Origin of the sequence: Streptomyces koelreuteriae, from assembly GCF_018604545.1 — a bacterium.
Classification (GTDB): domain Bacteria; phylum Actinomycetota; class Actinomycetes; order Streptomycetales; family Streptomycetaceae; genus Streptomyces; species Streptomyces koelreuteriae.
The window spans coordinates 587,815-607,095 of record NZ_CP075896.1 but is presented as its reverse complement, the minus strand read 5'-3'; the positions used below and the strand labels follow the sequence as shown (position 1 = coordinate 607,095).

The 19,281-nt window shown below is 68.0% G+C and carries 20 protein-coding genes and 2 pseudogenes; 8 read left to right on the top strand and 14 right to left on the bottom strand.

What is annotated here, in order from left to right; all coding sequences use genetic code 11:
* Positions 1-34: 34 nt before the first annotated feature.
* From KJK29_RS02745 to KJK29_RS02735, 3 genes are read right to left on the bottom strand one after another with little or no spacing between them, the layout of a single operon-like run.
* The gene (locus KJK29_RS02745) at positions 35-394 is read right to left on the bottom strand and encodes a tetratricopeptide repeat protein (protein WP_215116983.1); all 360 of its coding nucleotides are present in this window, start codon (positions 392-394) and stop codon (positions 35-37) included.
* Between the two features lie 50 nt (positions 395-444).
* Positions 445-906, bottom strand: a complete 462-nt coding sequence (locus KJK29_RS02740; RefSeq protein WP_215116982.1) for a winged helix DNA-binding protein — start codon at positions 904-906, stop codon at positions 445-447.
* Positions 903-1,385: a MarR family winged helix-turn-helix transcriptional regulator gene (locus KJK29_RS02735; protein WP_215116981.1), complete on the bottom strand. Its 483-nt coding sequence runs from the start codon at positions 1,383-1,385 to the stop codon at positions 903-905. Before KJK29_RS02735 ends, KJK29_RS02740 begins: the two co-directional genes overlap by 4 nt.
* A gap of 179 nt (positions 1,386-1,564) precedes the next feature.
* Here KJK29_RS02735 and KJK29_RS02730 point away from each other — a divergent pair, with 179 nt between their 5' ends.
* Positions 1,565-2,530, top strand: a complete 966-nt coding sequence (locus KJK29_RS02730) for a pirin family protein (protein ID WP_215116980.1) — start codon at positions 1,565-1,567, stop codon at positions 2,528-2,530.
* 161 nt (positions 2,531-2,691) lie between these two features.
* Here KJK29_RS02730 and KJK29_RS02725 read toward each other — a convergent pair whose 3' ends face one another.
* Together KJK29_RS02725 and KJK29_RS02720 are read right to left on the bottom strand one after the other, a co-directional pair.
* Positions 2,692-3,786 (bottom strand): alkene reductase, encoded by a 1,095-nt coding sequence (locus tag KJK29_RS02725; protein ID WP_215116979.1) that lies wholly within the window; start codon positions 3,784-3,786, stop codon positions 2,692-2,694.
* Between the two features lie 70 nt (positions 3,787-3,856).
* Positions 3,857-4,855 carry an LLM class flavin-dependent oxidoreductase gene (locus KJK29_RS02720; protein WP_215116978.1) on the bottom strand — a complete coding sequence of 333 codons (999 nt, stop codon included), beginning with the start codon at positions 4,853-4,855 and terminating at the stop codon, positions 3,857-3,859.
* Between the two features lie 178 nt (positions 4,856-5,033).
* Between KJK29_RS02720 and KJK29_RS02715 the strand changes: the two genes are divergently transcribed.
* From KJK29_RS02715 to KJK29_RS02705, 3 genes are all read left to right on the top strand, one after another.
* Positions 5,034-5,423 carry a MerR family transcriptional regulator gene (locus KJK29_RS02715; RefSeq protein WP_215116977.1) on the top strand — a complete coding sequence of 130 codons (390 nt, stop codon included), beginning with the start codon at positions 5,034-5,036 and terminating at the stop codon, positions 5,421-5,423.
* An 88-nt stretch (positions 5,424-5,511) separates the two neighbouring features.
* Positions 5,512-6,435, top strand: coding sequence for a nuclear transport factor 2 family protein (locus tag KJK29_RS02710; protein WP_215116976.1), 924 nt, complete (start codon positions 5,512-5,514; stop codon positions 6,433-6,435).
* A gap of 92 nt (positions 6,436-6,527) precedes the next feature.
* The gene (locus KJK29_RS02705) at positions 6,528-7,043 is read left to right on the top strand and encodes a nuclear transport factor 2 family protein (protein WP_215116975.1); all 516 of its coding nucleotides are present in this window, start codon (positions 6,528-6,530) and stop codon (positions 7,041-7,043) included.
* A 16-nt stretch (positions 7,044-7,059) separates the two neighbouring features.
* Here KJK29_RS02705 and KJK29_RS02700 read toward each other — a convergent pair whose 3' ends face one another.
* Complete coding sequence (locus KJK29_RS02700) at positions 7,060-7,743, bottom strand: NADPH-dependent F420 reductase (RefSeq protein ID WP_215124118.1); 684 nt, start codon at positions 7,741-7,743, stop codon at positions 7,060-7,062.
* Between the two features lie 74 nt (positions 7,744-7,817).
* Between KJK29_RS02700 and KJK29_RS02695 the strand changes: the two genes are divergently transcribed.
* On the top strand, positions 7,818-8,252 hold the full coding sequence (locus tag KJK29_RS02695) for a winged helix-turn-helix transcriptional regulator (protein WP_251057686.1): 435 nt from the start codon (positions 7,818-7,820) through the stop codon (positions 8,250-8,252).
* Here the strand turns inward: KJK29_RS02695 and KJK29_RS39320 are convergent.
* Positions 8,137-9,105: pseudogene (locus tag KJK29_RS39320) on the bottom strand (TraM recognition domain-containing protein); the annotation flags it as partial. The gene KJK29_RS02695 and the pseudogene KJK29_RS39320 overlap by 116 nt on opposite strands.
* A gap of 512 nt (positions 9,106-9,617) precedes the next feature.
* Here KJK29_RS39320 and KJK29_RS02680 point away from each other — a divergent pair.
* Both KJK29_RS02680 and KJK29_RS02675 read left to right on the top strand, forming a co-directional pair.
* The gene (locus tag KJK29_RS02680; protein ID WP_215116974.1) at positions 9,618-11,171 is read left to right on the top strand and encodes an alpha/beta hydrolase; all 1,554 of its coding nucleotides are present in this window, start codon (positions 9,618-9,620) and stop codon (positions 11,169-11,171) included.
* A gap of 102 nt (positions 11,172-11,273) precedes the next feature.
* Positions 11,274-12,014 carry a class I SAM-dependent methyltransferase gene (locus tag KJK29_RS02675; RefSeq protein WP_215116973.1) on the top strand — a complete coding sequence of 247 codons (741 nt, stop codon included), beginning with the start codon at positions 11,274-11,276 and terminating at the stop codon, positions 12,012-12,014.
* 115 nt (positions 12,015-12,129) lie between these two features.
* On the opposite strand, the gene KJK29_RS02670 is transcribed toward KJK29_RS02675, so the two are convergent.
* The 4 genes and pseudogenes from KJK29_RS02670 to KJK29_RS02655 form a co-directional block, all read right to left on the bottom strand.
* Positions 12,130-12,693: a cysteine hydrolase family protein gene (locus KJK29_RS02670; RefSeq protein WP_215116972.1), complete on the bottom strand. Its 564-nt coding sequence runs from the start codon at positions 12,691-12,693 to the stop codon at positions 12,130-12,132.
* A 215-nt stretch (positions 12,694-12,908) separates the two neighbouring features.
* Complete coding sequence (locus KJK29_RS02665) at positions 12,909-13,418, bottom strand: GNAT family N-acetyltransferase (protein WP_215116971.1); 510 nt, start codon at positions 13,416-13,418, stop codon at positions 12,909-12,911.
* Positions 13,419-13,773: 355 nt separating this feature from the next.
* On the bottom strand, positions 13,774-14,163 hold the full coding sequence (locus KJK29_RS38695; protein WP_251057685.1) for a hypothetical protein: 390 nt from the start codon (positions 14,161-14,163) through the stop codon (positions 13,774-13,776).
* A gap of 78 nt (positions 14,164-14,241) precedes the next feature.
* A pseudogene (locus tag KJK29_RS02655) lies at positions 14,242-15,053 on the bottom strand (IS5 family transposase).
* Positions 15,054-15,169: 116 nt separating this feature from the next.
* Here KJK29_RS02655 and KJK29_RS02650 point away from each other — a divergent pair.
* Entirely contained in the window at positions 15,170-15,547 is a 378-nt protein-coding gene (locus tag KJK29_RS02650; protein ID WP_215116970.1) for a nuclear transport factor 2 family protein, read from the top strand.
* A 543-nt stretch (positions 15,548-16,090) separates the two neighbouring features.
* Here the strand turns inward: KJK29_RS02650 and KJK29_RS02645 are convergent.
* From KJK29_RS02645 to KJK29_RS02635, 3 genes are all read right to left on the bottom strand, one after another.
* On the bottom strand, positions 16,091-16,495 hold the full coding sequence (locus KJK29_RS02645; protein ID WP_251057684.1) for a YrhB domain-containing protein: 405 nt from the start codon (positions 16,493-16,495) through the stop codon (positions 16,091-16,093).
* 192 nt (positions 16,496-16,687) lie between these two features.
* Complete coding sequence (locus KJK29_RS02640; RefSeq protein ID WP_215116969.1) at positions 16,688-17,599, bottom strand: phosphotransferase family protein; 912 nt, start codon at positions 17,597-17,599, stop codon at positions 16,688-16,690.
* A gap of 95 nt (positions 17,600-17,694) precedes the next feature.
* The gene (locus KJK29_RS02635) at positions 17,695-19,137 is read right to left on the bottom strand and encodes an MFS transporter (RefSeq protein WP_215116968.1); all 1,443 of its coding nucleotides are present in this window, start codon (positions 19,135-19,137) and stop codon (positions 17,695-17,697) included.
* Between the last annotated feature and the right edge of the window lie 144 nt (positions 19,138-19,281).

Sequence of the window (19,281 nt, the reverse complement as noted above, 5' to 3'; positions counted from 1 at the left end):
CGTATCACCGACAGTCAGAGTTGCTGGAAGAGCCTCAGCTCTGCTCGAAGTCGCCCGCGAGAGCCGAGGCGATCCGCAGATGCGACTCCGCCTCCTCGTACCGCCCCTGTCGCTGGAGCGTACGGCCGAGCATCAGCCGGGCGTAGTGCTCGACGGGGTCACGCTCGACGATCGTCCGCAACTCGCTCTCCGCACGCCACAGTTGGGCCGAGTGGTAGTAGGAGCGCGCCAGCAGCAGCCGCGGCCCGGTCTGCTCGGGCACCTCCTCGACCAGCCCGACCAGGACGCGCGCGGCGGCGGCGTAGTCCTTGGCGTCGAAGAACAACTGCGCGCGCTCCCAGCGCTCCGCCGGTGTTCCATGGGCGTAGTACGTGGCGTCGTAGGTCGTGTTCACTCGGGGCCTCCTTCGAGGCCGACAACCGGGCCGGTCGGTTCAATATTCCACTACCTGGTTCGGTAGCTGCCGGCCAGAGCGGCCAGCTCGGCATCGGCCCGCTCGGTGATCAGGCTCAGCACCCGTCCGGCGACGGCCAGGTCCTCCGCCGGAATGCCGTCATAGATCCGGGCCGTGAGGGGCGCTGTCTCCCCGGAGGTCGTGTCGTAGAGCTCCCGTCCGGCATCTGTGATCCGCACACCCGATCCCTCGTCCGGGGCCAGCAACCGCGCGGCGATCAGCTCGTCGATCACGGCGTGCACCTCCGTCGCGTCGATCTTCAGCGCGCCGGTGACCCCGTCGACGAGCCGCTCGCGCCCGACCGGGCCCTCGGCGACGGCCGCGAGGCGGAGGGTGACGGACTGCTGGAAGGTGACGCCGTGCCGGGCCAGTACGTTCTCGAGGATCGCCCGGCCGGCGTAGTGGGCCAGGGCGATGACGCGGGGGCCGACCGGGGGAGTGGTGGTGGTCATGACTGCTCCGTCTCGTTCTCGCTGAAGGGATCAAGAGGCGCGTCGAGCAGGGCCGTCAGGTCGCGCGCGAACTCCCTCGCACGCGCGCTCTCGAGACCGCCGAGCGGCTCCAGAAGCTGCTGAAGCAGCCCGTGGACGACGGTGATCGCCCGCGCGCCGACCTCACACCCCTGCTCGGTGAGCGCGAGCTGCACCGCACGCGGATCGCGCGGGTCCCGCGTGCGCTCCAGAAGGCCGGCGGTCTCCAGTGCGCGGGCGAGCTTGGACACATAGAGCGGTTCGAGTCCGGTGTGGTCGGCGAGGCGACGCTGACTGGGCCGTTCGCCGGACCGTCGCATGCCGTAGAGCGAGGCCACGAGCGAGTACTGCGCATGGGTCAGCCCCAACGGGGCGACGGCCCGGTCGACGGCCACCCGCCACTTCATCGACAGCCGCCACACCAGGAACCCGGGTGTCGCGCCTTCGGAACCATTGCTCATGGGCCGATACAGTACATGGCGACTATATACATGGCGACTATTTATGGACGGGGGCCAAGGGCATGACCGCCTGGATGACGCGGCGCAGCGCCGCGGCGACACATGGACGCAGCGACGCATGGACGCAGCGACGCATGGACGCGCTGACGCGAGTCCTCCCGCCGGACTAGGTTGTGGCCATGAGCAATCTTGAGCGCGAGGCGGCACCCGCTCTGTGCGGTGGCCGGGGCTTCGTCGTGGCGGAGCCGGTGCGTGAACTCCTCAGTCCTCGCCGCGTCAAACTGGGCGAGTCCAGCGAGGTCCGCCGGCTGCTGCCGAACCTCGGCCGCCGGATGGTCGGGGCCTGGTGCTTCGTCGACCACTACGGCCCCGACGACATCGCCGACGAGCCCGGCATGCAGGTGCCGCCGCATCCCCACATGGGTCTGCAGACGGTGAGCTGGCTGCACGAGGGGGAGGTGCTGCACCGCGACTCCACCGGCAGCCTCCAGACGATCCGCCCGCGCGAACTGGGCCTGATGACCTCCGGCCGGGCGATCAGCCACTCCGAGGAGAGCCCTCGCTCGCACGCCCGTTTCCTGCACGGCGCGCAGCTCTGGGTCGCCCTCCCGGACGGCCACCGCCACACCGACCCACGCTTCGAACACCACGCCGACCTGCCGGTCGTCACGGCACCCGGCATCAAGGCCACCCTCATCCTCGGTGACCTCGACGGCGCCACCTCGCCCGGCACGGCGTTCACCCCGATCGTCGGCGCCGACCTCGCCCTGACCCGAGGCGCGGACCTACGCCTCCCCCTGGAACCGGACTTCGAGTACGCCGTCCTGTCCATGTCCGGCGAAGCCCACGTCGACGGCGTCCCGGTCCTGCCCGGCTCGATGCTCTACCTCGGCTGCGGCCGCAGCGAACTGCCCCTGCGGGCGGAGTCGGACGCAAGCCTGATGCTCCTGGGCGGCGAGCCGTTCGAGGAGGAGTTGATCATGTTCTGGAATTGGATCGGACGGTCCCAGGAAGAGATCGTGCAGGCGCGTCAGGACTGGATGGAAGGGTCGCGGTTCGGGGAGGTGAAGGGCTACGACGGGGCCCCGCTGCCGGCCCCCGAACTGCCGGCGGTAGCACTGAAGCCGCGAGGCAGGGTGCGTTGACCTGCAGAAATACTTTCCTGGCGCCTAGTCAGCCATGGAGAGATACCCGGACGTCATGATCACACCAAACGCAACGAGATCACGGCTCGGGACTTCCCAGGTACTTCCAGAACGGCGGCCGCCGCAGGGCAGCCGGTGCGGCAGAGGTTCTGCCGGGCCGGTCAGGCGTCAACTGCGGGAAGCTGTTCCAGGGTTGGGTAGTCCGTGTATCCGCGGTGATCTCCGCCGTAGAGCCCGTGGGGTGCGAGGGCGTTGAGCGGGGCGCCGACGCGCAGCCGCTCCACGAGGTCCGCGTTGGCGAGGAATCCGCGTCCGAAAGCGACCAGGTCGGCACCGCGTCGCAGCCAGGCGTTCGCCGCATTGACCTTGGTGACATCACCCGGCCGGCCGGCCATTGGTGCGATCACGAGAGCGCTGGGCCACACAGCCCGGATGCGGTCATCAAGGTTGGTACCCGTCTCGACAAGGTGGAGGTAGGCCAGACCGTCCTGGGCCAGCTCCTGGACCAGCGCGGTGTACGTCGCCTCCGGTGCCTGCTCGACGAGGCCGCCGAACTGGTTTCCCGGGGAGATCCGCAGCCCGACGCGGTGCGGGCCGATGGCTGCGGCCACCGCTCGTACGACCTCGACCGTCAGCCGGATCCTGGCGTCGAGAGATCCGCCCCAGCCGTCAGTGCGCAGGTTGGCATTCTCGGCGAGGAACTGGTGCAGGAGGTAGCCGTTGGCGGCGTGGATCTCCACACCGTCCATCCCAGCGGCCATCGCGCGCACCGCCGACTGGGCGAAGTCGTCGATGACGTCCAGGATCTGCTCATGGGTGAGCGCTTGCGGACGGACCGCCGCCTTCCGTCCACCGGCGGTATACACCTCCGCTCGCGCGGCGATGTCCGAAGGAGCCACGGGGTGCAGCCCGTCGGGTAGAAACGAGGGGTGGGCGAGGCGTCCGGCGTGCATCAGCTGTACGAAGATCCTCCCCCCGGCGTCGTGCACCGCGTTTGCCACGTAGGACCAGCCGAGACGGTGGGCGTCCTGGTGCAGTCCTGGCGCGCCGGGGCCGATGCGGCCTGCGGCGGTGGGGTGGGTGCCCTCGGCGATGATCAGCCCGGCGGTGGCACGCTGGGCGTAGTACGTGCTCATCAACTCGGTCGGGGTGCCGTCCACGGCGGCCCGTGACCGGGTCATCGGGGCCATTGCGATGCGGTTGGGCACGGTGAGGGCGCCCAGTGTCGTGCTGTCGAACAGTGTCGTGGTGCTCATGGTGTCGGGTCCTCGCTGCACCCTGCTGCGTGGGCAGGGAAGCCGGAATGAGTAGGGGGAGATTCGGGGGTCACGCGGATTTCAGTTCGGCGAGGAGTTCGTAGCTGCGGATGCGGTCCTTGAAGTCCCAGGTCTCGGTCAGGACGATGAGCTCGTCGGCCCCGGTGCGCTTGAGCAGCGCACCCAGGCCCTCGCGGACGGTGCCGGGCGAACCGACCACGGACTCGCGCAGCATGTCTTCGACGGCCGCGGCTTCCTGCGGGGACCAATGCCGGTCGATGTCGTCGACCGGGGGCAGGTTCTGGAGTTCGCCGCGGATCAGGGTGAGGAACTTGCGCTGCAGGGTCGTGAAGATGCGCCGGGCTTCGCGGTCGGTGTCGGCGGCGATCACGTTCACGCCGACGATGGCCTGCGGCTTCTCCAGGCTCTCCGAGGGGCGGAAGTTTGCTCGGTAGACCTCCAGCGCGGCGGCGAGCTGGGTGGGTGCGAAGTGCGAGGCGAAGACGAAGGGCAGGCCCTCCTGTGCGGCCAGGGCCGCGCCGAAGGTGGAGGAGCCGAGAACGTACAGCGGGACCTTGGTGCCCTCGCCCGGGATGGCGCGTACCCGCTGCTTGGGTGTGGTCGGCTCCAGGTAGCGCCGCACCTCCGCCACCTGCGCCGGAAAGTCCTTGGCACCGGCGTCGCCGCGGCGCAGGGCCTGGGCCGTCCACGGGTCGGTGCCCGGAGCTCGCCCGATGCCGAGGTCGATGCGCCCCGGGAAGAGGGAGGCAAGGGTGCCGAACTGCTCGGCGACCACGTACGGGGCGTGGTTGGGGAGCATGATGCCACCGGAGCCGACCTTGATCCGTTCGGTGGCGGAGGCCACCTGCCCTACGAGAACGGAGGTCGCGGCGGACGCCACCGCGGGCATGTTGTGGTGTTCGGCGATCCAGTAGCGGTGGTAGCCGAACTCCTCTGCCTTACGGGCGAGTTCGATGGTCTCGAGCAGTGCCTCGGTGGCCGTGCCCTCGCCGTGCCGGATGGGGGCGAGGTTGAGCAGGGAGAGCGGAATGTCGCGGAGCTTCTTCATGGTGGTGCGGGATTGCCTTTCTGCAGCTGCGGACGCGGAGCTGGGCCGGTCGGCGTGGATCACGTGATCAGGCAGTGGGTGTACAGGGGAGGCGGGGCGGAACTGCGACGCCGGACACCGACGTTAAACTTGCACATCGATGTCAAGGTCAAGACGAAATGGAGTGAGGTGCGTCACTGTGAAAATCGGTGAACTCTCCCGACGTACCGGGGTCGCCACCAGGCTCCTGCGCTACTACGAGCAGCAGGACCTGCTCCACCCCGACCGCCTCCCCAACGGCTATCGGGACTACCCCGAGAGCTCAGTGCAGCGCGTCCAGCAGATTCGCGACCTGCTCCAGGCGGGGCTGAGCACCGATGTCATCCGTGAGATCGTGCCCTGCTTCCTGGGTGCGGGAGCCGAGCTGCGCCCCATGGTCGACCCGGAGCTGGCCGCCAACCTGGCGCGGGAGCTCGGCGAGATCGAGCGGCGCATCGAGACCCTGACGCGCAATCGTGACGCGATCCGCGACTACCTGGCAGTCGCAAGCCAGACGGTCCCGGGCCATCGGAAAACCCCCGCTGCTTGACATTCACACTGATGTGAATGTTTAGCGTCGGCGCCATGTCTCGCAGCAAGAAGCCATGCTCCTCCCCTCCACAGTGGGGGGCCGATCGATGAACCCGATCACCAAGGACGTACGCGCCACTCTGGACGCCTTCGCCAGGGGGTGGACCAACGGCGACGAATCTGCCCTGAGTCGCCTCTTCACCGAATCGAGCGTGCTGCATTCCAGCGCGCACGGGCAGGCTCGCGGTGCGGCGGAGATCGCCGCCCTGTTCAGCGCCGACATCGTCGCCAAGACGGCCCTCCGTCTGGTCACCACCAATCACTCCGTCAGGGGAGACGATCGCCGGACCGTGCTGACGTCGTACCTCTACGGCACCAGCTCCCATTCCGACCCCGCGCCCTCCACTTTCGGCGCGACGCTCCTGGCCGACCTCGTGCGGAGCGAGGCGGGCTGGCAGTTCGCGGAGCTGCGGCTGTCCATCCCATGGACCGACGGAGACCCGGCACGGTTTGCCCCGTGGAGCCTCCCGTCAGCGGAAGGCTGGAAGCTCGGCGACGCGGCACCCACCATCGTGAGTGAGCTGGACTCGCCGTGGGGCCGTGGCATCCCCGACCTCGACGCCGACGACGCCGTGCAACAGGCAGCGGACTTCTACGCACGCTATTCATGGGCCATCGACCAAGGCGACTTCACGCTCCTGCACGACTGTTTCACCGAGGACATCTCCGGGTCATTCCCCCCGATGGGCGACCTCAACGGTCGCCATGAAGTCATCGGCCAGATGAAGTCCTTCCGGCGCGGGTGGCCATGGATGCAGCACTTCGGCCGGACGCTGCACGTCACGGTCGACGAGGCACAGACCAGCGCTCACCTCGTTGTGGGCAGGATCATTCCGCAGCAGCCGGCCGCGCCCAATGGCCAAGACCTCTACGGAGCCCACTACCAGTTGGACCTCCGCCGCCAGAGCGGCATCTGGCGGATCTCCGGCTTCGACTACACACCCGGCTGGATCACGGTCAAGGATTCCTAGACCTTCCTGGAAGCGACACACCGCATGGTGACGTCCGCGGCCAGGACTCATCAGCTGCCCCGTTCCATGCAGTCGAACACTGAAGGACCCTCATGTCTGATACACACGAAGCCCTCACCGCCGTTGCCGCGCTGGAGGCCCGCCTGAACCGGCTCGAAGACGCTCGCGCCGTCGAGCAACTGAAGTACCGGTACGCGGCTCACTGCGACAACGCCTATGACGCCCAGGGCATCGCGTCCCTCTTCACCCCCGACGGCCGCTGGGTGGTCGACGGCGAGGGAGGCAGTAACAACGGCCGCGTCGAGATCACCGAACACTTCAAGGACCTCCCGAAGAAGATCTTGTGGGCCCAGCACTACGTCATCAACCCGCAGGTGGAAATCGCCGAGGACGGCTTGTCGGCCATCGGCAACTTCCGCCTCCTGTGCCTGTGCACCATTGCCCGCACGGACGACGCCGGCGCGCAGGACGCCGTGATCCTCACGATCGACTACACCGACCGGTTCGTGAAGCGTGACGGGCAGTGGTACTTCCAGGAACTGCGCGGGCGCACCCACCAGGTATCCAATTGGGACCAGGGCTGGGTGAAGCAGCCCTTCCGAGAGTGAGTAGCAACAAGAATGCCTAATGGAGAACCGCCGTGCCGCCGTCCGCTTCCTGGTGGCTTGGTCCGGCTGCGTATGCCAGTGGCGGTGCGACTGCTTGCGCATCCGCTCCCTCGCCGACCCAGAGGGTGATGAACAGCGCGGCTGTCGCTTCCAGGAGTCCCGCACGTTCGAGACCGCCGACAGCCACGGGTTCGCAGCCCACGTCCCGCACCAACTCGCGTACAAACACGAGAGCCTCCTCGTCATTCCCACAGATCGGAACGGCCAGTGGTCGCCCATCGAAGACGGGCGGCCGCATGCGCCACACGTCCTCGTGGCAGAGGTTGAAAGCCTTGACCACGTGGGCTCCCGGTGCCGCAGCGGCAAATCGCCGCGCGGCCGAAGGGCCTCCTTCCGTCAGCAGCCGGAACCCTGGACCGACCGGGTTGGAGCAGTCGAGCAGCACCTTGCCCTCCAGGGCCGCATGCATGTCCCGCGCCACGTCTGCTCCCGCCCCGAAGGGCAGCGCGGCCAACACCACCTGGCCGAACTCGGCCGCCGCGCGCAGACCGGCAGGTTTCGTGCTGCCTCCGATGCGCGTCGCGAGCCGCTCTGCCTTGCGTACGTCCCGTCCCCCGATGATCACCTGGTGTCCGGCCCGCACCCAGTGGGTGGCGAGCGCGTCGGCCATATTGCCTGTCCCCAGTACGCCGATTCTCATCATGCGTCCCCTCTCCGCGCCTGCTATGACCATGTGCACCGACGCTAGAAGGCGGTTCGGGCACCATTTGGTACGTGACGACTGATGCCTTCCTCGCCGACTGCCGCGCACGCCTCGCCTTCGACCTGCTTTCCAACACCTGGAACGCCGTCGTGCTCTGGGCCCTGCGCGACGGCCCCAGGCGCCCGGTCGAACTACGGGAGCGGATCGGGGGCATCAGCTCCAAGGTCCTCACCGAGACTCTGCGCCGACTGCAGTTCAACGGACTGGTCGACCGGCAGGCAGACCCTGACGCACCATCACGGGTCGAGTATCGACTCACGTCTCTGGGCCGGACCTTGCTGGCGCCCATCGACGCCTTCGGCGCGTGGGCCTTCCAGTACGGCGATCAGGTCATGGCCGCCCAGGAAGCAGCATGCACGCCCGCCCCGGCGAAGCAGAGCGCGGTGCCCTTGGGGTCAGGGCCCGGATCGCGTCGGCCGGCAGGATCCGCTCCTGCCGCATGCTGACCGAGGTCGACTTCCCGGACTCCGAGTGCGAGGTGGAGGTGGTCTCCACCTCGTGGTCGCCGATCAGCCGGCTGAGCTTGTTGGCGAAGTCGGGGTCGTCGATGCCGGAGCCGATGACCTTCACGGTCGACGCTGACCACAGGGCATCCACGCCCGCGTCCCCCCCCCAGACCCTCTGGCCCTGGCGGTAGGACTGCAGGATGGTGATCGGGATGATCCCGCGGCTGCCGAGGTGGGAGAGGTCCGGCAGGTCGCTGATCTTGCAGACATAGGCGGCCTCGTCGAGGATCGCCAGTACCGCCCAGGCGTGCTCTCGGGCCGCCGCCTCCAGCTGGTCGTATCCCACCTGGGCCGTCATCTGCCCGTCCCACTTGCGGTATCGGTACACCGGGACCGGCAGCAGGATGCCGGGGGCGAGAGCGGTGACGCCGAGGGCCGCGCAGTAGTCCTCGCCCTGGACGAGGCCGCCCATCGTGGCGGCGCGCACGAGGTCGGTGCGGGCGAGGATCGTGGTCGGCCCGATGGGGATGGTGTCCGCCGGCGACTTCCAGTACGTCGACACGTCACCGGCCTCCTGCCGGCCGGGCGGCGTGGGGGCCCGCCACAGGGTGGTCGAGCCGTCGGGGTACTGGTCCTCGCTCCAGCCCGCACACCAGCCGACCCCGGTCGACTCCAGGGTGTTCAGCTGTACGGCCATGGCGTCGTGGGCGAACTCGTCATCGTCGTCCGCCCAGTTCATGTACGGGGTGCGGACCTTGTTGAGGGCCAGGTTGCGGGCGCAGGCGGCGCCGACCGGCCGGGGAAGCGCCAGCGTGCGGACGCGGGGGTCCTGCGCGAGCGGCGCATCGAACCGGCATGCTGTCAATTGCAGTTGCAGCCGGATTCTCTCCTGGCTTCGGCGACGGAGCTGTGGCCCTTGGTGGCAAAGGCGCGGTCGGGCGTCGGTATGCTGGTGGGCTCGCGTATTCAACTGTCGTGAGTTCTCCGTGGGTTCCAGCCGGATGGTGACTTTAAGCGGTCTCCGCCGGCGTATCGGCTCCAGGTGCCTCCTCCCTTCGGCGAGTACCCGGACGAGACCGCCGGCCTCTTCGGTCCTGTTGAGGTGCTGTCCTCAGTGGCTTGCTTCGTTGTTCTCAGCTCGACAGCGATCGCTCCGTGCCCCTGGCTTCGTGGTCGAGCCGTGTCCCGATCCGCCACTGGCTGACCGGCCGTGACGAGCCCGCCGCCCCGGACATCGCACGCCGGGCGTCCGGCCGTGCTGTCGGAGGCGGCTTGTATCCTTCACGCATTCGAGGATCGGACGATCACGCGTACGGGCATGTGGGCCCGGGGCGGGCGTCCAGGGGCGGGAGCGCGGGGATTTCGATGAGTGACGCACGTCCGTTACGAAGCCGCAGACCGGGCCTCGCGGCCGGCGCGTGCATCATCGCCGGGGTCGTCCTCGCCGCGATCGGGGCCGTCGGCGCCTGGCTCCAGCACGACGCTCCCGGCCGGAGTGCGGAGCCGCGTACGGAGTTCACCGCGAACAACCCGCCCGCCGGTCTGCCCACCGCGCTCACCACGGGCCAGCACCTCCGCTGGTCCCGCTGCTCCTCGCCGCCCACCGCGCGCACGGGCTACGACTGCGCCACCATGAAGGTCCCCCTGGACTACCGGAAGCCGGACGGCAGGACGATCGACGTCGCCTTGATCCGCCGCAAGGCCACCGGCCCGAACGCCCGGCGCATCGGCTCGCTCGTCCTCAACTTCGGCGGCCCCGGCGTGTCCGGCGTGTCCGGACTGCCCGAACGCCTCAACCAGTACGAGACGCTCCTCGACCGCTACGACCTGGTCTCCTTCGACCCGCGCGGCGTCGGCGCGACCATCCCCGTGCGATGCGGGAAGTCCGCGGACGACACCGGCTACGACGGGGCCGACGCCTGCGCCGAGCACTCCGGGGCGCTCCTCCCGTACATCGGCACCTCGCACACCGCGCGCGACCTCGACCTGATGCGCTACCTCCTCGGCGACGAGCGGCTGTACTACTTCGGCGTCTCGTACGGAACGGCGCTCGGCGCGGTCTACGCCCACCTGCACCCGTCGCACGTCGGACGGCTCGTCCTCGAAGCGTCCGTCGATCCGACCGAGAACCTCAACGAGGAGCAGGTGTCGCAGGTCAAGGCGGTCCAGGCGGCGTTCGACCGGTTCGCCGCGCACTGCGCGGCCCGTATCCGCCACTGCCCGACCGGCGATGGGCCCGAGGAGGCCGCGCGGCGTATGGTGCGCCTGGCCGACCGCCTGGAGAAGAAGCCCGCCCCGGCCGGCGGCGGAAGGAACCTCGACGCCGACGACCTCGCGAACACCGTCAGCGACCATCTCGGCCTCGGCACGGACGGCTGGGCGCCGCTCGCCAAGGCCCTCACCGCGCTGATCGACCACAACGACGGCCGTCCGCTGAGCAAAGGCGCGGACCACATCGGCTCCGCCGACCGCGCGGCGACCCCGCGCGACAACAGCCGCGCCGCCCAGACCGCGATCACCTGCGCGGACTCCAGTCTGCGCCCCGGCTTCGAACGCCTCGACAGGGACGAGGCCCGCGTCAAAGCCGCCTCACCTGTCTTCGGCGCGGCCTGGTCCACCGGTGTCTACCTCTGTTACGACTGGCCGTTCGACGGCGAGCGCACCACGCTTCAGGTGAACGCCGACGGCGCGGCCCCCGTCCTGGTGGTCGGCGGCACCGGCGACCCGACCACCCCCTACCCCGGTGCCCGCCACATGGCCCGCGCCCTGGGCGACGGTGTCGGCGTCCTCCTGACGGCCGAGGAGGAGGGCCACGGCACATACCCGCAGAACCGCTGCGTCACGGAGACGGTCGACTACTACCTCCGCACCGGCCGCACCCCCGCACCGGGAACGGTGTGCCGGGGCAGCATGTCCTGAGGCTCGTACGGCGGGGGCCGAGTCAGGGGCGGACCGAGGCGAGGGCAGGCCAGTGCCCTCATCGTGTTGACCGCCTCCGGCAGGCAGTGCTGGAGTCGGCGTGTGGACAGCATCCCCGCGAACCGGCGGCTCTGGAACCGGATCAGCAGCGCCTACCAGCACGAGCACGATCCGCAGATCGGCGCCGCACCTCGGCTGTGGGGCATGTACTCCATCCCCGACACGCACCTGCACGCCCTGGGCGACGTCACCGGCAAGCGTGTCCTCGAACTCGGCTGCGGCGCCGGCCAGTGGTCCAGGGCGCTCGCCGCCGAGGGCGCCACCGTGGTCGGGCTCGACCTGTCCGAAGCCCAACTCACCGCAGCACTCCGCGCGATGGGATCTGCTCGCTACCCGCTGGTGCAAGGCGCCGCCGAACAACTCCCCTTCGCCGCCGACAGCTTCGACCTGGTGTTCTGCGACTTCGGTGGGCTCAGCTGGGCGCCCCCGCACCTGGCCGTCCCGCAGGCCGCACGCATCCTGCGCCGCGGTGGGCGCCTGGTGTTCAATGTCGCCAGCCCATGGTTCGAAGCCTGCTACGACGAAGCCGCCGGCCGCGTGACCACGACGCTGCAGCAGGACTACTTCGGGCTGAACACCATCGCCGAAGACGACGGCGCGACCAGCTATCAGCTCACCTACGGCGGCTGGGTCAAGGTCCTGCGCGGCGCGGGTCTCATCATCGATGACCTCATCGAGCCGCGGCCCGAGCTCGGAACACCCAACGGCTACAACGAAACCGACCCACCCGACTGGGCACACCGCTGGCCGGCGGAACTGCTCTGGGTAACCCACAAACCGTAAGTTCCGCCGTGCCGAAATGTGGAAGGCATCCCCTCGCCGGACAGCACACCTAGGGCGCCCCAGACAAGGTTGAACTGTGCGCAGCGATCCGTCGTGAAGTCCGGGCGGCCCCCCGCTATTGCGGTCTGATGGCTTTCAGCCAGTCCTCGACGGCCATGACATCTGCCCATTGCGGGAACAGCCTCTCGGTGAGCATCTTGTGGATCTCAGGGTCGGTGTCGAGGCAGCCATCCGCCAGGACGGTGAGGCCGAAGTCCAGGTCGATGGCGTGCCAGAGAGTGGACAGCACTACAGCGCTGGTGGCGATGCCGGTGAGAACAAGGCTGTCGATTTCGCGAGCCCTGAGTATCAAGTCGAGGTCGCTGCCCGAGAATGCGCTCCCTCGCCTCTTGGTCACCACCACGTCGCCCTGCTGGGGCGCGACGTCGTCATGGATCTCGGTGCCAGGGGCGCCCTCGGTGAACAGGCCGGCCCGCACGGCGTTTGTGATCACCTTGTTGCGAGGGCTGACTTCCGGATCGCCCGGCCGTAACCCCATCACCACGTAGATCACGGGGATGCCGGCAGCCCGGGCACCGTCGATCGCCCTGCGCAAACGCGGCAGATATCCGGAACCGTCGTCGGCGATGGCCACGACGTCCCGTTGGATGTCCATCACCAGAAGAGCACTGCCCGCCATGCTCGCCGTCCCTTCTCCCTTGGAAAACAAGGGCAAGTCTGGTCGATCAAACGAGCCGCGGTGGAGGATCGGAGATCTTCTCGGTGACAGGCAGCGTCGCCCGTGAGTTACGAAGCCATCGGGTCGGCCCAGAGCGGGATCATCCGCACCGCGACCTCGTGTTGCTCGGGAAGGTCGCGGAGGACATCTGGAGCGGCGTGATCGGCTTCGGCCGGTCACTTCTCTGGACTCAGACTTGGCGTCCGGCTCGAGGCTCCCGCGCCGCGCCCGTACTGATATCTCAAGCGATGCACGCCTCGACTACTCAGCACGCGCTGACCGTCGCGCCGCCACCCCTCTCGCTCATAGAACGCCATGGCCCGCTCATTCCCCTCCAGCACCCACAGGAACCGTTGGGTTGCTCCCATGCCGTCCATTGCTTTGTGAGCTGCTTCCATGAGGCGTCGTCCGACACCGGCTCCCTGTGCCTGCGGCGCGACAAAGAGGTCGTACACATAGCAGTGGCCCGGTTCGTCGCCCGAGGCGACGTCGACGAACCCAACGATGTCGAGCTCGTCGACAGCCACGATCACGCTGTGACCTCGGAGTAGGCCGCGCCACCCTGCGGCAAGGCTGACGCGGAGAACGTCTGGAGACAGAATCTCGGCGTAGGCCAACGACATCGCGTCCGCGTACACCTGGCGGACGCCAGTGCGGTCGCCAGCTTCGTACGCCCTCGTGATCATCTGAAGGAGGGTAGTCCACAGCAATAAGTCGTGCTCCTGCGGATGTAGTTGGACGCAGAGATCGAGGGCTGCACCGCCGCTCCACCGTCTCGCACCGCAACGGTTGCGCTCGATGGATTCCTGACAACAGCCTGAACTGCGGAATCGTGGTCTGCAGAGCTGCCTCACGGGCTCAGGACCCAAGAGGACCGAGCGGCTGAACGAAGCCTTCACGGTCCCGTGCCTCTGCGCGGCTGTTGTCTACCGCCGGACCTTAGAACTCGTAACATGATCTTGCTGGCGTACCGCAGCTGGTCGGGGGGCACTGTGTTGAGTAGGTTGCCGCTGCCGAGGTCATTCACGGGCTACGCCGGAGTCATGCTGGGATGAAGCTCGGCCACCAGGGTGGGATGTTGCCCGGGCACAACGGGGCGGGGTAGGAATCCGGCATGCCGAGCCATGTGACAAGGAACCAGGTGAACCACAGGGTGAAGATGAGCTCTGCAGTCAGGGCTGTCCTGCGATGACGTCTTCCGAGGGTGCTGTGCAGGATCACCCACGGAACCGCAGCGGCGATCCAAATGAGAGGGACAAGAAACAGCAAAGCCATGCCATTGGTTACGCCGTTGCCGATGTCACACGTAGCCCATGCATTCCCAATGGCAGCAGTGGACACCACCGCGGTCAGCCCACCGAAGCGGACACCAAAGCCAGTTCCTCTGAACCAGCGGCTCGGAGGACTCGACGGCGCTGCTCCCACGATCATCTCCCCTCCTCGCCGTAGATGCGGAGAGTACCAACGTGTGAAGCAGCCTGCTGGTGTCCTGGCCTGCCCTGACACCGGTCAGCAGTTCTTGAGCTTCCGAAGCCGTCGCCAGCAGATGAGGCTGCAGGCGAGGGAGACGAAGGCGTCGTGAAGTTCGGTGCGGCGTTCCCATCGCACGGCAAGGCGTTTGAAGTGGTGAAGCAGGGCGAAAGTCTGCTCGACGACGTAGCGGAGCTTGCCCATGCCCTGGATGTTCGGCGATCCCTTGCGGGAGATGACGGGCAGCATCCGCCGGCAACGCAACTCGTCGCGGTGGGCGTTGGAGTCGTAGCCCTTGTCACCGAGCAGAGCCTCGGGCCTGCGGCGGGGTCGGCCGGGGCGGCCCGCGACGGGCGGGATGCCGTCGACCAGGGCGAGGGTCTGGGTGACGTCGTTGACGTTGGCCGCAGTCGTGATGACCTTCAACGGGGTGCCGCGTCCATCGCAGATCAGGTGGTGTTTGCTGCCCGTTTTCCGCCGGTCGACCGGCGACGGACCCGTGTCGGCGCCCCCTTTTTCGCGCGGATGTGAGAGCCGTCCACGCAGGCCCGTGACCAGTCGAGTTCGCCAGCCGCGTTCAGCTCCGCGAGCAGGACCCGAACCAGCCGGTCGAAGACTCCTGCCTTCTGCCACCGGTCCAGGCGGCGCCAGCGGGTCTGCCCCGAGCCGAACCCCAGCTCCAAGGGCAGCAGTTGCCAGGCTATGCCGTTGCAGAGGACGAACAGGATGCCCTGAAGGCAGAGCCGATCCGCCACCGGTCGCGGCCCCGGGGCCCGCACCGGCTACGGCGGCAGTAACGGCTCGATCAGCGCCCACAACTCATCGTCCACGATCCACGGTCGAGTACCCACACCCCACGAACGGCCGAATCGTCACACCGGTTACGCCCCACCAGCACGCTTCAACAAGATCCTGTTACGAGCTCTTAGACGGCGCCATTCTGTGTGGTGCCGTGCAGGATATGGTCATGGAACCCTCGAAGACCATTCAGATGCTCTGGGCCCGTATGCATGCCCGGGATTGGGAAGGCGTCGGCGAGCTGCTGGCGGACGATGTAGTTGTGGAATGGCCGGTCAGTGGTGAACGCATCTGCGGCCGGGAGAACTACGTACGCATCAACGCGGAGTATCCGGAGGGCTGGTCGATCAAGGTTCTCCGCGTCCTGGCGTTCGGGGACGAAGTCGTTTCTGAGGTTGAGGTTCCTCACGACGCGTTGGGTATCCACCGGGTGGCGTCCTTCTGGACTGTCCGCAACGGCATGGTCGTCAGCGGCCGCGAATACTGGACGGAGCTTGGAGCGGATCCTTCTCCGGCATGGCGGGCTCCGTATGTCGAGCGCCTCTGAGGAGGTTCATCGTCACCGACACCCTCGGCCTGCTCATGGCCGTTCACGTCGTGCAGCGAATGTCCAGGACCGCGACGGCGCCCGCGTCCGCTGCTGTGGACCCGGCTCGACCATCCCGGAATCTGTAAGGCCTGGGCGGACCAGGGCTTCGCTGGCCGACTAGTGGAGTGGACCGCTCAGACTCTGGGGCGAGAGCTCGAGATCGCCGAAAGGAACCCGGCCGGCGAGGTTTCCGGGTCCAACCCAAACGTTGGGCGTCGAGCGGACCTTCGCATGGCTCATCGCCCACTGGCGTCTGGCCCGGACTACGAGTCCAGCCCTGCCCGATCAGAAACGATGATCCGCTGGGCGATGATCGGCATCATGGTCCGCCGACTCTCAAGGCGAGGGCTGACCGCACGGCCAGGAGCCCGTCGCTTTTCCGGACCGCTACTGAACCGGGCCGGCCAGGGTACTGATGGGCAGCGGAGGGACCCTCTCCGGCGTCCGGGTGAGGTTGACCAGCTCCTCCGAAGGATCGTCTCCGTCCCGGACGGCCATGACCTAGGCCTTCGCCTGCTGCAGCCCCAACAGTGGGGCCCGCTTCCGCAGGTGGCGCATCGCGGCCATGGTCCCCTCGGAGTGGACGAGCGCTTCAACGGCCGCGACCAGCGGATCGGGCGGCCGGACGCCCCTGATCTGCTGGAGGTGGAGATCTTGCCAGACATCGGCGACGTATGTGGTGGCAGGGATGTGGTGGATGCTCCCGTCCTGCCGGTCGACTAGGTAGGGCCCGTGGCCCACCAGCATCTTCCCAATGTCGCCGCTGCGGATGTACTCCACCGATTGCCAGACGACCAGCCACCCGAGAGCGTGCTCCTTTATCTCGTAGACAGCGAGCTCGGGTAGTCGTGCCATCCATGGTGACTCCTGCCGCTGTCTCGACAGCAGGGCCTTGACCAGCTCCACGGCACGCTCCTTCGTAACCACGCTCCTCATCTTGCATCACGGCGCAACCGGTTCTTGATCCCGAGCTGACCAGCGGCGCATGACTAGATCGAGATCTCAAACACGGTCTGAGAGAATGCGATCGGCTCCGCGGGTAGACATGGCAGCTGGGGTCGGTGCTCGCTGCTGGGCCTGGGGCCGGGCCGCTTCGGCTCAGCCCCCTGCGTTCATCAAGGCGCTGACATAGGCGTTCAGTCGTTCCTCCACGACACGCGTCGTCAGCTCTGCCCTGCCTGCCTCCCGCCATGGCCGCGCCACCTGCTGCACTTCTTCTGAGCACGCCAGCGCGTCCCGCACCTGCCAATACAGCCGTGCGCCCGCAGCCGCGGCCAACGCTCCGCCGGCCTCCTCGTACACCTCGGCGAACCGCAGGCCCCACGTCGGGCCGTGCAGCAGCGCGAGATTGGTCGAGCAGTGCGCGACATCGAGATCCGCCGGGCCCCAGGAGGCCGTCGCCCAGTCGACGACACCGGTAATCCGGGCACCGGTGGGCTGTGGGGGCGACTCGTCGAACAGCAGGTTGCCGGGCTGGAAGTCCCGGTGCAGGAAGCGACCTTGGTAGGGCGGCGCGGGCTTGCGGATCACGTCGATCGCCGCGGCCCATACTGCCGCCTCGGCGCACTTCGGAACCACGACGGTGTCGGCGGTCGTCAACGCCACATACTCCCGGAGCGGCTGGGTGGGACGTACCGCGTGGATCGTCACGAGTTGACGGGCCAGTAGAGGTACGCGCGTCTCCAGTCCCTCATCGTCGAGGATCGTCCGGCCGGCCAGATGTGTCATCAGGAGCGAGGGAAACTCGCAGTGTGCCGCCGTTGAATCAACGGCGAGTAGTTCAGGAGCCGGCACCTCGGTCCCCGTGAGTAGGGTCAGGGCGTCGGCCTCCCGGCTCAGCCAGTCCGCGGCGTGCCTCACGTGGCGCGAGTCGACGAAGCTCCGCAGGACCAGGTCACGCGTGTCTCCGTTCTGCACGCCGACGGTCAGCCTGAGCATTTCGGCCGTAATGCCGCCGTGCAGCGCCTCGGCTTTGACGACCCGTTCGCCGACCTCGAGGTGCCGGCTCACCCAGGCCAGGGTTCGTGGTCGGACAGCCACCTCCTCATCATCATCAGGCAAAACGGCGTGGCTTTCGCGGAAGGCTTGATGGTGGGGATGTTTGCTCAGCCGTCCTGGTCGTCGGCCCGGCTGCCCGAAGTCGCCTGGGGCGGTGTCGTGGTTGGGGGTGGCGGCTCCTCAGGCAGCAGGTGCCAGCCGAGGTGGGCCGTGAGGAAGGTGGCGAGTTCGTCCGTATTGGTGGACTCCGCAGGTAGGTCATTCGGCCGGGGCTGGTGGAGCTCAATCAGTTCATCCCGTAGCCGGGCATCCAGAATCGGTGCTTGGTAGCAGTCGATGGTCCCTCGATAGAACAGCCAGTCGAAGATGCGGACAGCAGGGCAGCGGCCAGATTGGGGTATTTCCGCCAGATGCTTGTCCTGCCAGGAGCCGACGTAGGCGTAGTCCGCTTGCTTCAACGCTTCGTCGAGGGTCGGGGTGGGGAGATCCTTCACCCTCCAGTAGATACGGGCTTCGGCTTCAGGCAGAGGTTCCGGGACTGCGGCAAGCCAGAGGCGATATTCGAGCACCGAAGCAGCTTGCCAGGTCATTTCACCTGTGTGCTTACCAGCGCGCGGATGGAGGGCGTGGCGAGGGTGGCGAGGAGGATGAGCGCGGCGGCCGCGTAGAGGGTGGCTTGGAGGTCGAGGAGGAGTACGGCGGGTCCGGCGGCGAACTGGGCGAGGGGGAGTGCGAGGTAGGAGCCGAGGTCGCTGTAGGCGTAGGCGCGGGCCAGGCGGTGACAGGACGCCGTCGGCGACCGCGCCGAGTGAGCCCGCGGCGACGGCCACGCCCCAGCCGGTGCGGCCGATCCCGGTGCTGTCGGCGACGGCCGGGCCGAGGACGGTGAACGAGGCGGTGATGCCGGCGTTGAGGAAGCAGAAGGCCACCACGATCACCCACACCCAGCTGCGGGAAGTGAATTCCTGCCAGCCGACGCGCAGTTCATGCACCACACCGGGGCTGGGCGAGGGCGGCGTGACCCGGACGCGGACCAGCGCGAAGCACACCGCCGCGAGCGCGAAACTGAGGGCGTCGACGGCCAGGCGCCAGCCGGGGCCGACCGCGGCGACCAGTACGCCGCCCAGTGAGGCGCCGACGATCGTCGCGCTGCTGCCCGCGATCCTGGAGAGCGCGAGGGCGGTGCGGCGGGACTCGGCCGGCACGGTCTGGGGCAGCAGGGCCTGGGCGGCGGGCTGGTAGCAGGAACTCGACGCCCCGTTGATCACGGTCAGCGCCATGAGCAGGGGGATGGCGGCGCTGTCGGTGAGGACCAGGGTGGCGATCACCGCCTGGCTCGCGGCGCCGGCCAGGCTGCTGCCGACCAGCAGCGGGCCGCGTGGCAGCCGGTCGGCCAGTACCGCGCCGTACAGCAGGAAGAGGATGCGCCACCCGTTGCCGAGCAGGTTGGCCGTCGTACCGATGAAGAGATGACGGAACGGGCGGTGGTGCAGAGGTGCCAGGGCGGCAGGCATGCGCTTGATCGTCGAGCCGGGTGCGCGGCTGCTCATTTGTCTTCGTGAGCGTTACGGCGATTCCGATCACACCGACGAGCTGCCTTCGGGAATGAGGACGCCCGTCCCTCTCGCCCTGACGATTCACCCGTCGCGTGATCGTGCCGTGCCACGGCGGCGCGATCGCTTCGTCACCGAACG

Bases quoted from the DNA above. Each gene is read 5' to 3' on its own strand.
- KJK29_RS02705 (WP_215116975.1), top strand. From the start codon at position 6,528: ATGTCTGATACACACGAAGCCCTCACCGCCGTTGCCGCGCTGGAGGCC.
- KJK29_RS02710 (WP_215116976.1), top strand. From the start codon at position 5,512: ATGAACCCGATCACCAAGGACGTACGCGCCACTCTGGACGCCTTCGCC.
- KJK29_RS02680 (WP_215116974.1), top strand. From the start codon at position 9,618: ATGAGTGACGCACGTCCGTTACGAAGCCGCAGACCGGGCCTCGCGGCC.
- KJK29_RS02735 (WP_215116981.1), bottom strand. From the start codon at position 1,385: ATGAGCAATGGTTCCGAAGGCGCGACACCCGGGTTCCTGGTGTGGCGG.
- KJK29_RS02700 (WP_215124118.1), bottom strand. From the start codon at position 7,743: ATGAGAATCGGCGTACTGGGGACAGGCAATATGGCCGACGCGCTCGCC.
- KJK29_RS02635 (WP_215116968.1), bottom strand. From the start codon at position 19,137: ATGAGCAGCCGCGCACCCGGCTCGACGATCAAGCGCATGCCTGCCGCC.
- KJK29_RS02725 (WP_215116979.1), bottom strand. From the start codon at position 3,786: ATGAGCACCACGACACTGTTCGACAGCACGACACTGGGCGCCCTCACC.
- KJK29_RS02730 (WP_215116980.1), top strand. From the start codon at position 1,565: ATGAGCAATCTTGAGCGCGAGGCGGCACCCGCTCTGTGCGGTGGCCGG.
- KJK29_RS02650 (WP_215116970.1), top strand. From the start codon at position 15,170: ATGGAACCCTCGAAGACCATTCAGATGCTCTGGGCCCGTATGCATGCC.
- KJK29_RS38695 (WP_251057685.1), bottom strand. From the start codon at position 14,163: ATGATCGTGGGAGCAGCGCCGTCGAGTCCTCCGAGCCGCTGGTTCAGA.
- KJK29_RS02670 (WP_215116972.1), bottom strand. From the start codon at position 12,693: ATGGCGGGCAGTGCTCTTCTGGTGATGGACATCCAACGGGACGTCGTG.
- KJK29_RS02665 (WP_215116971.1), bottom strand. From the start codon at position 13,418: ATGATCACGAGGGCGTACGAAGCTGGCGACCGCACTGGCGTCCGCCAG.
- KJK29_RS02740 (WP_215116982.1), bottom strand. From the start codon at position 906: ATGACCACCACCACTCCCCCGGTCGGCCCCCGCGTCATCGCCCTGGCC.
- KJK29_RS02720 (WP_215116978.1), bottom strand. From the start codon at position 4,855: ATGAAGAAGCTCCGCGACATTCCGCTCTCCCTGCTCAACCTCGCCCCC.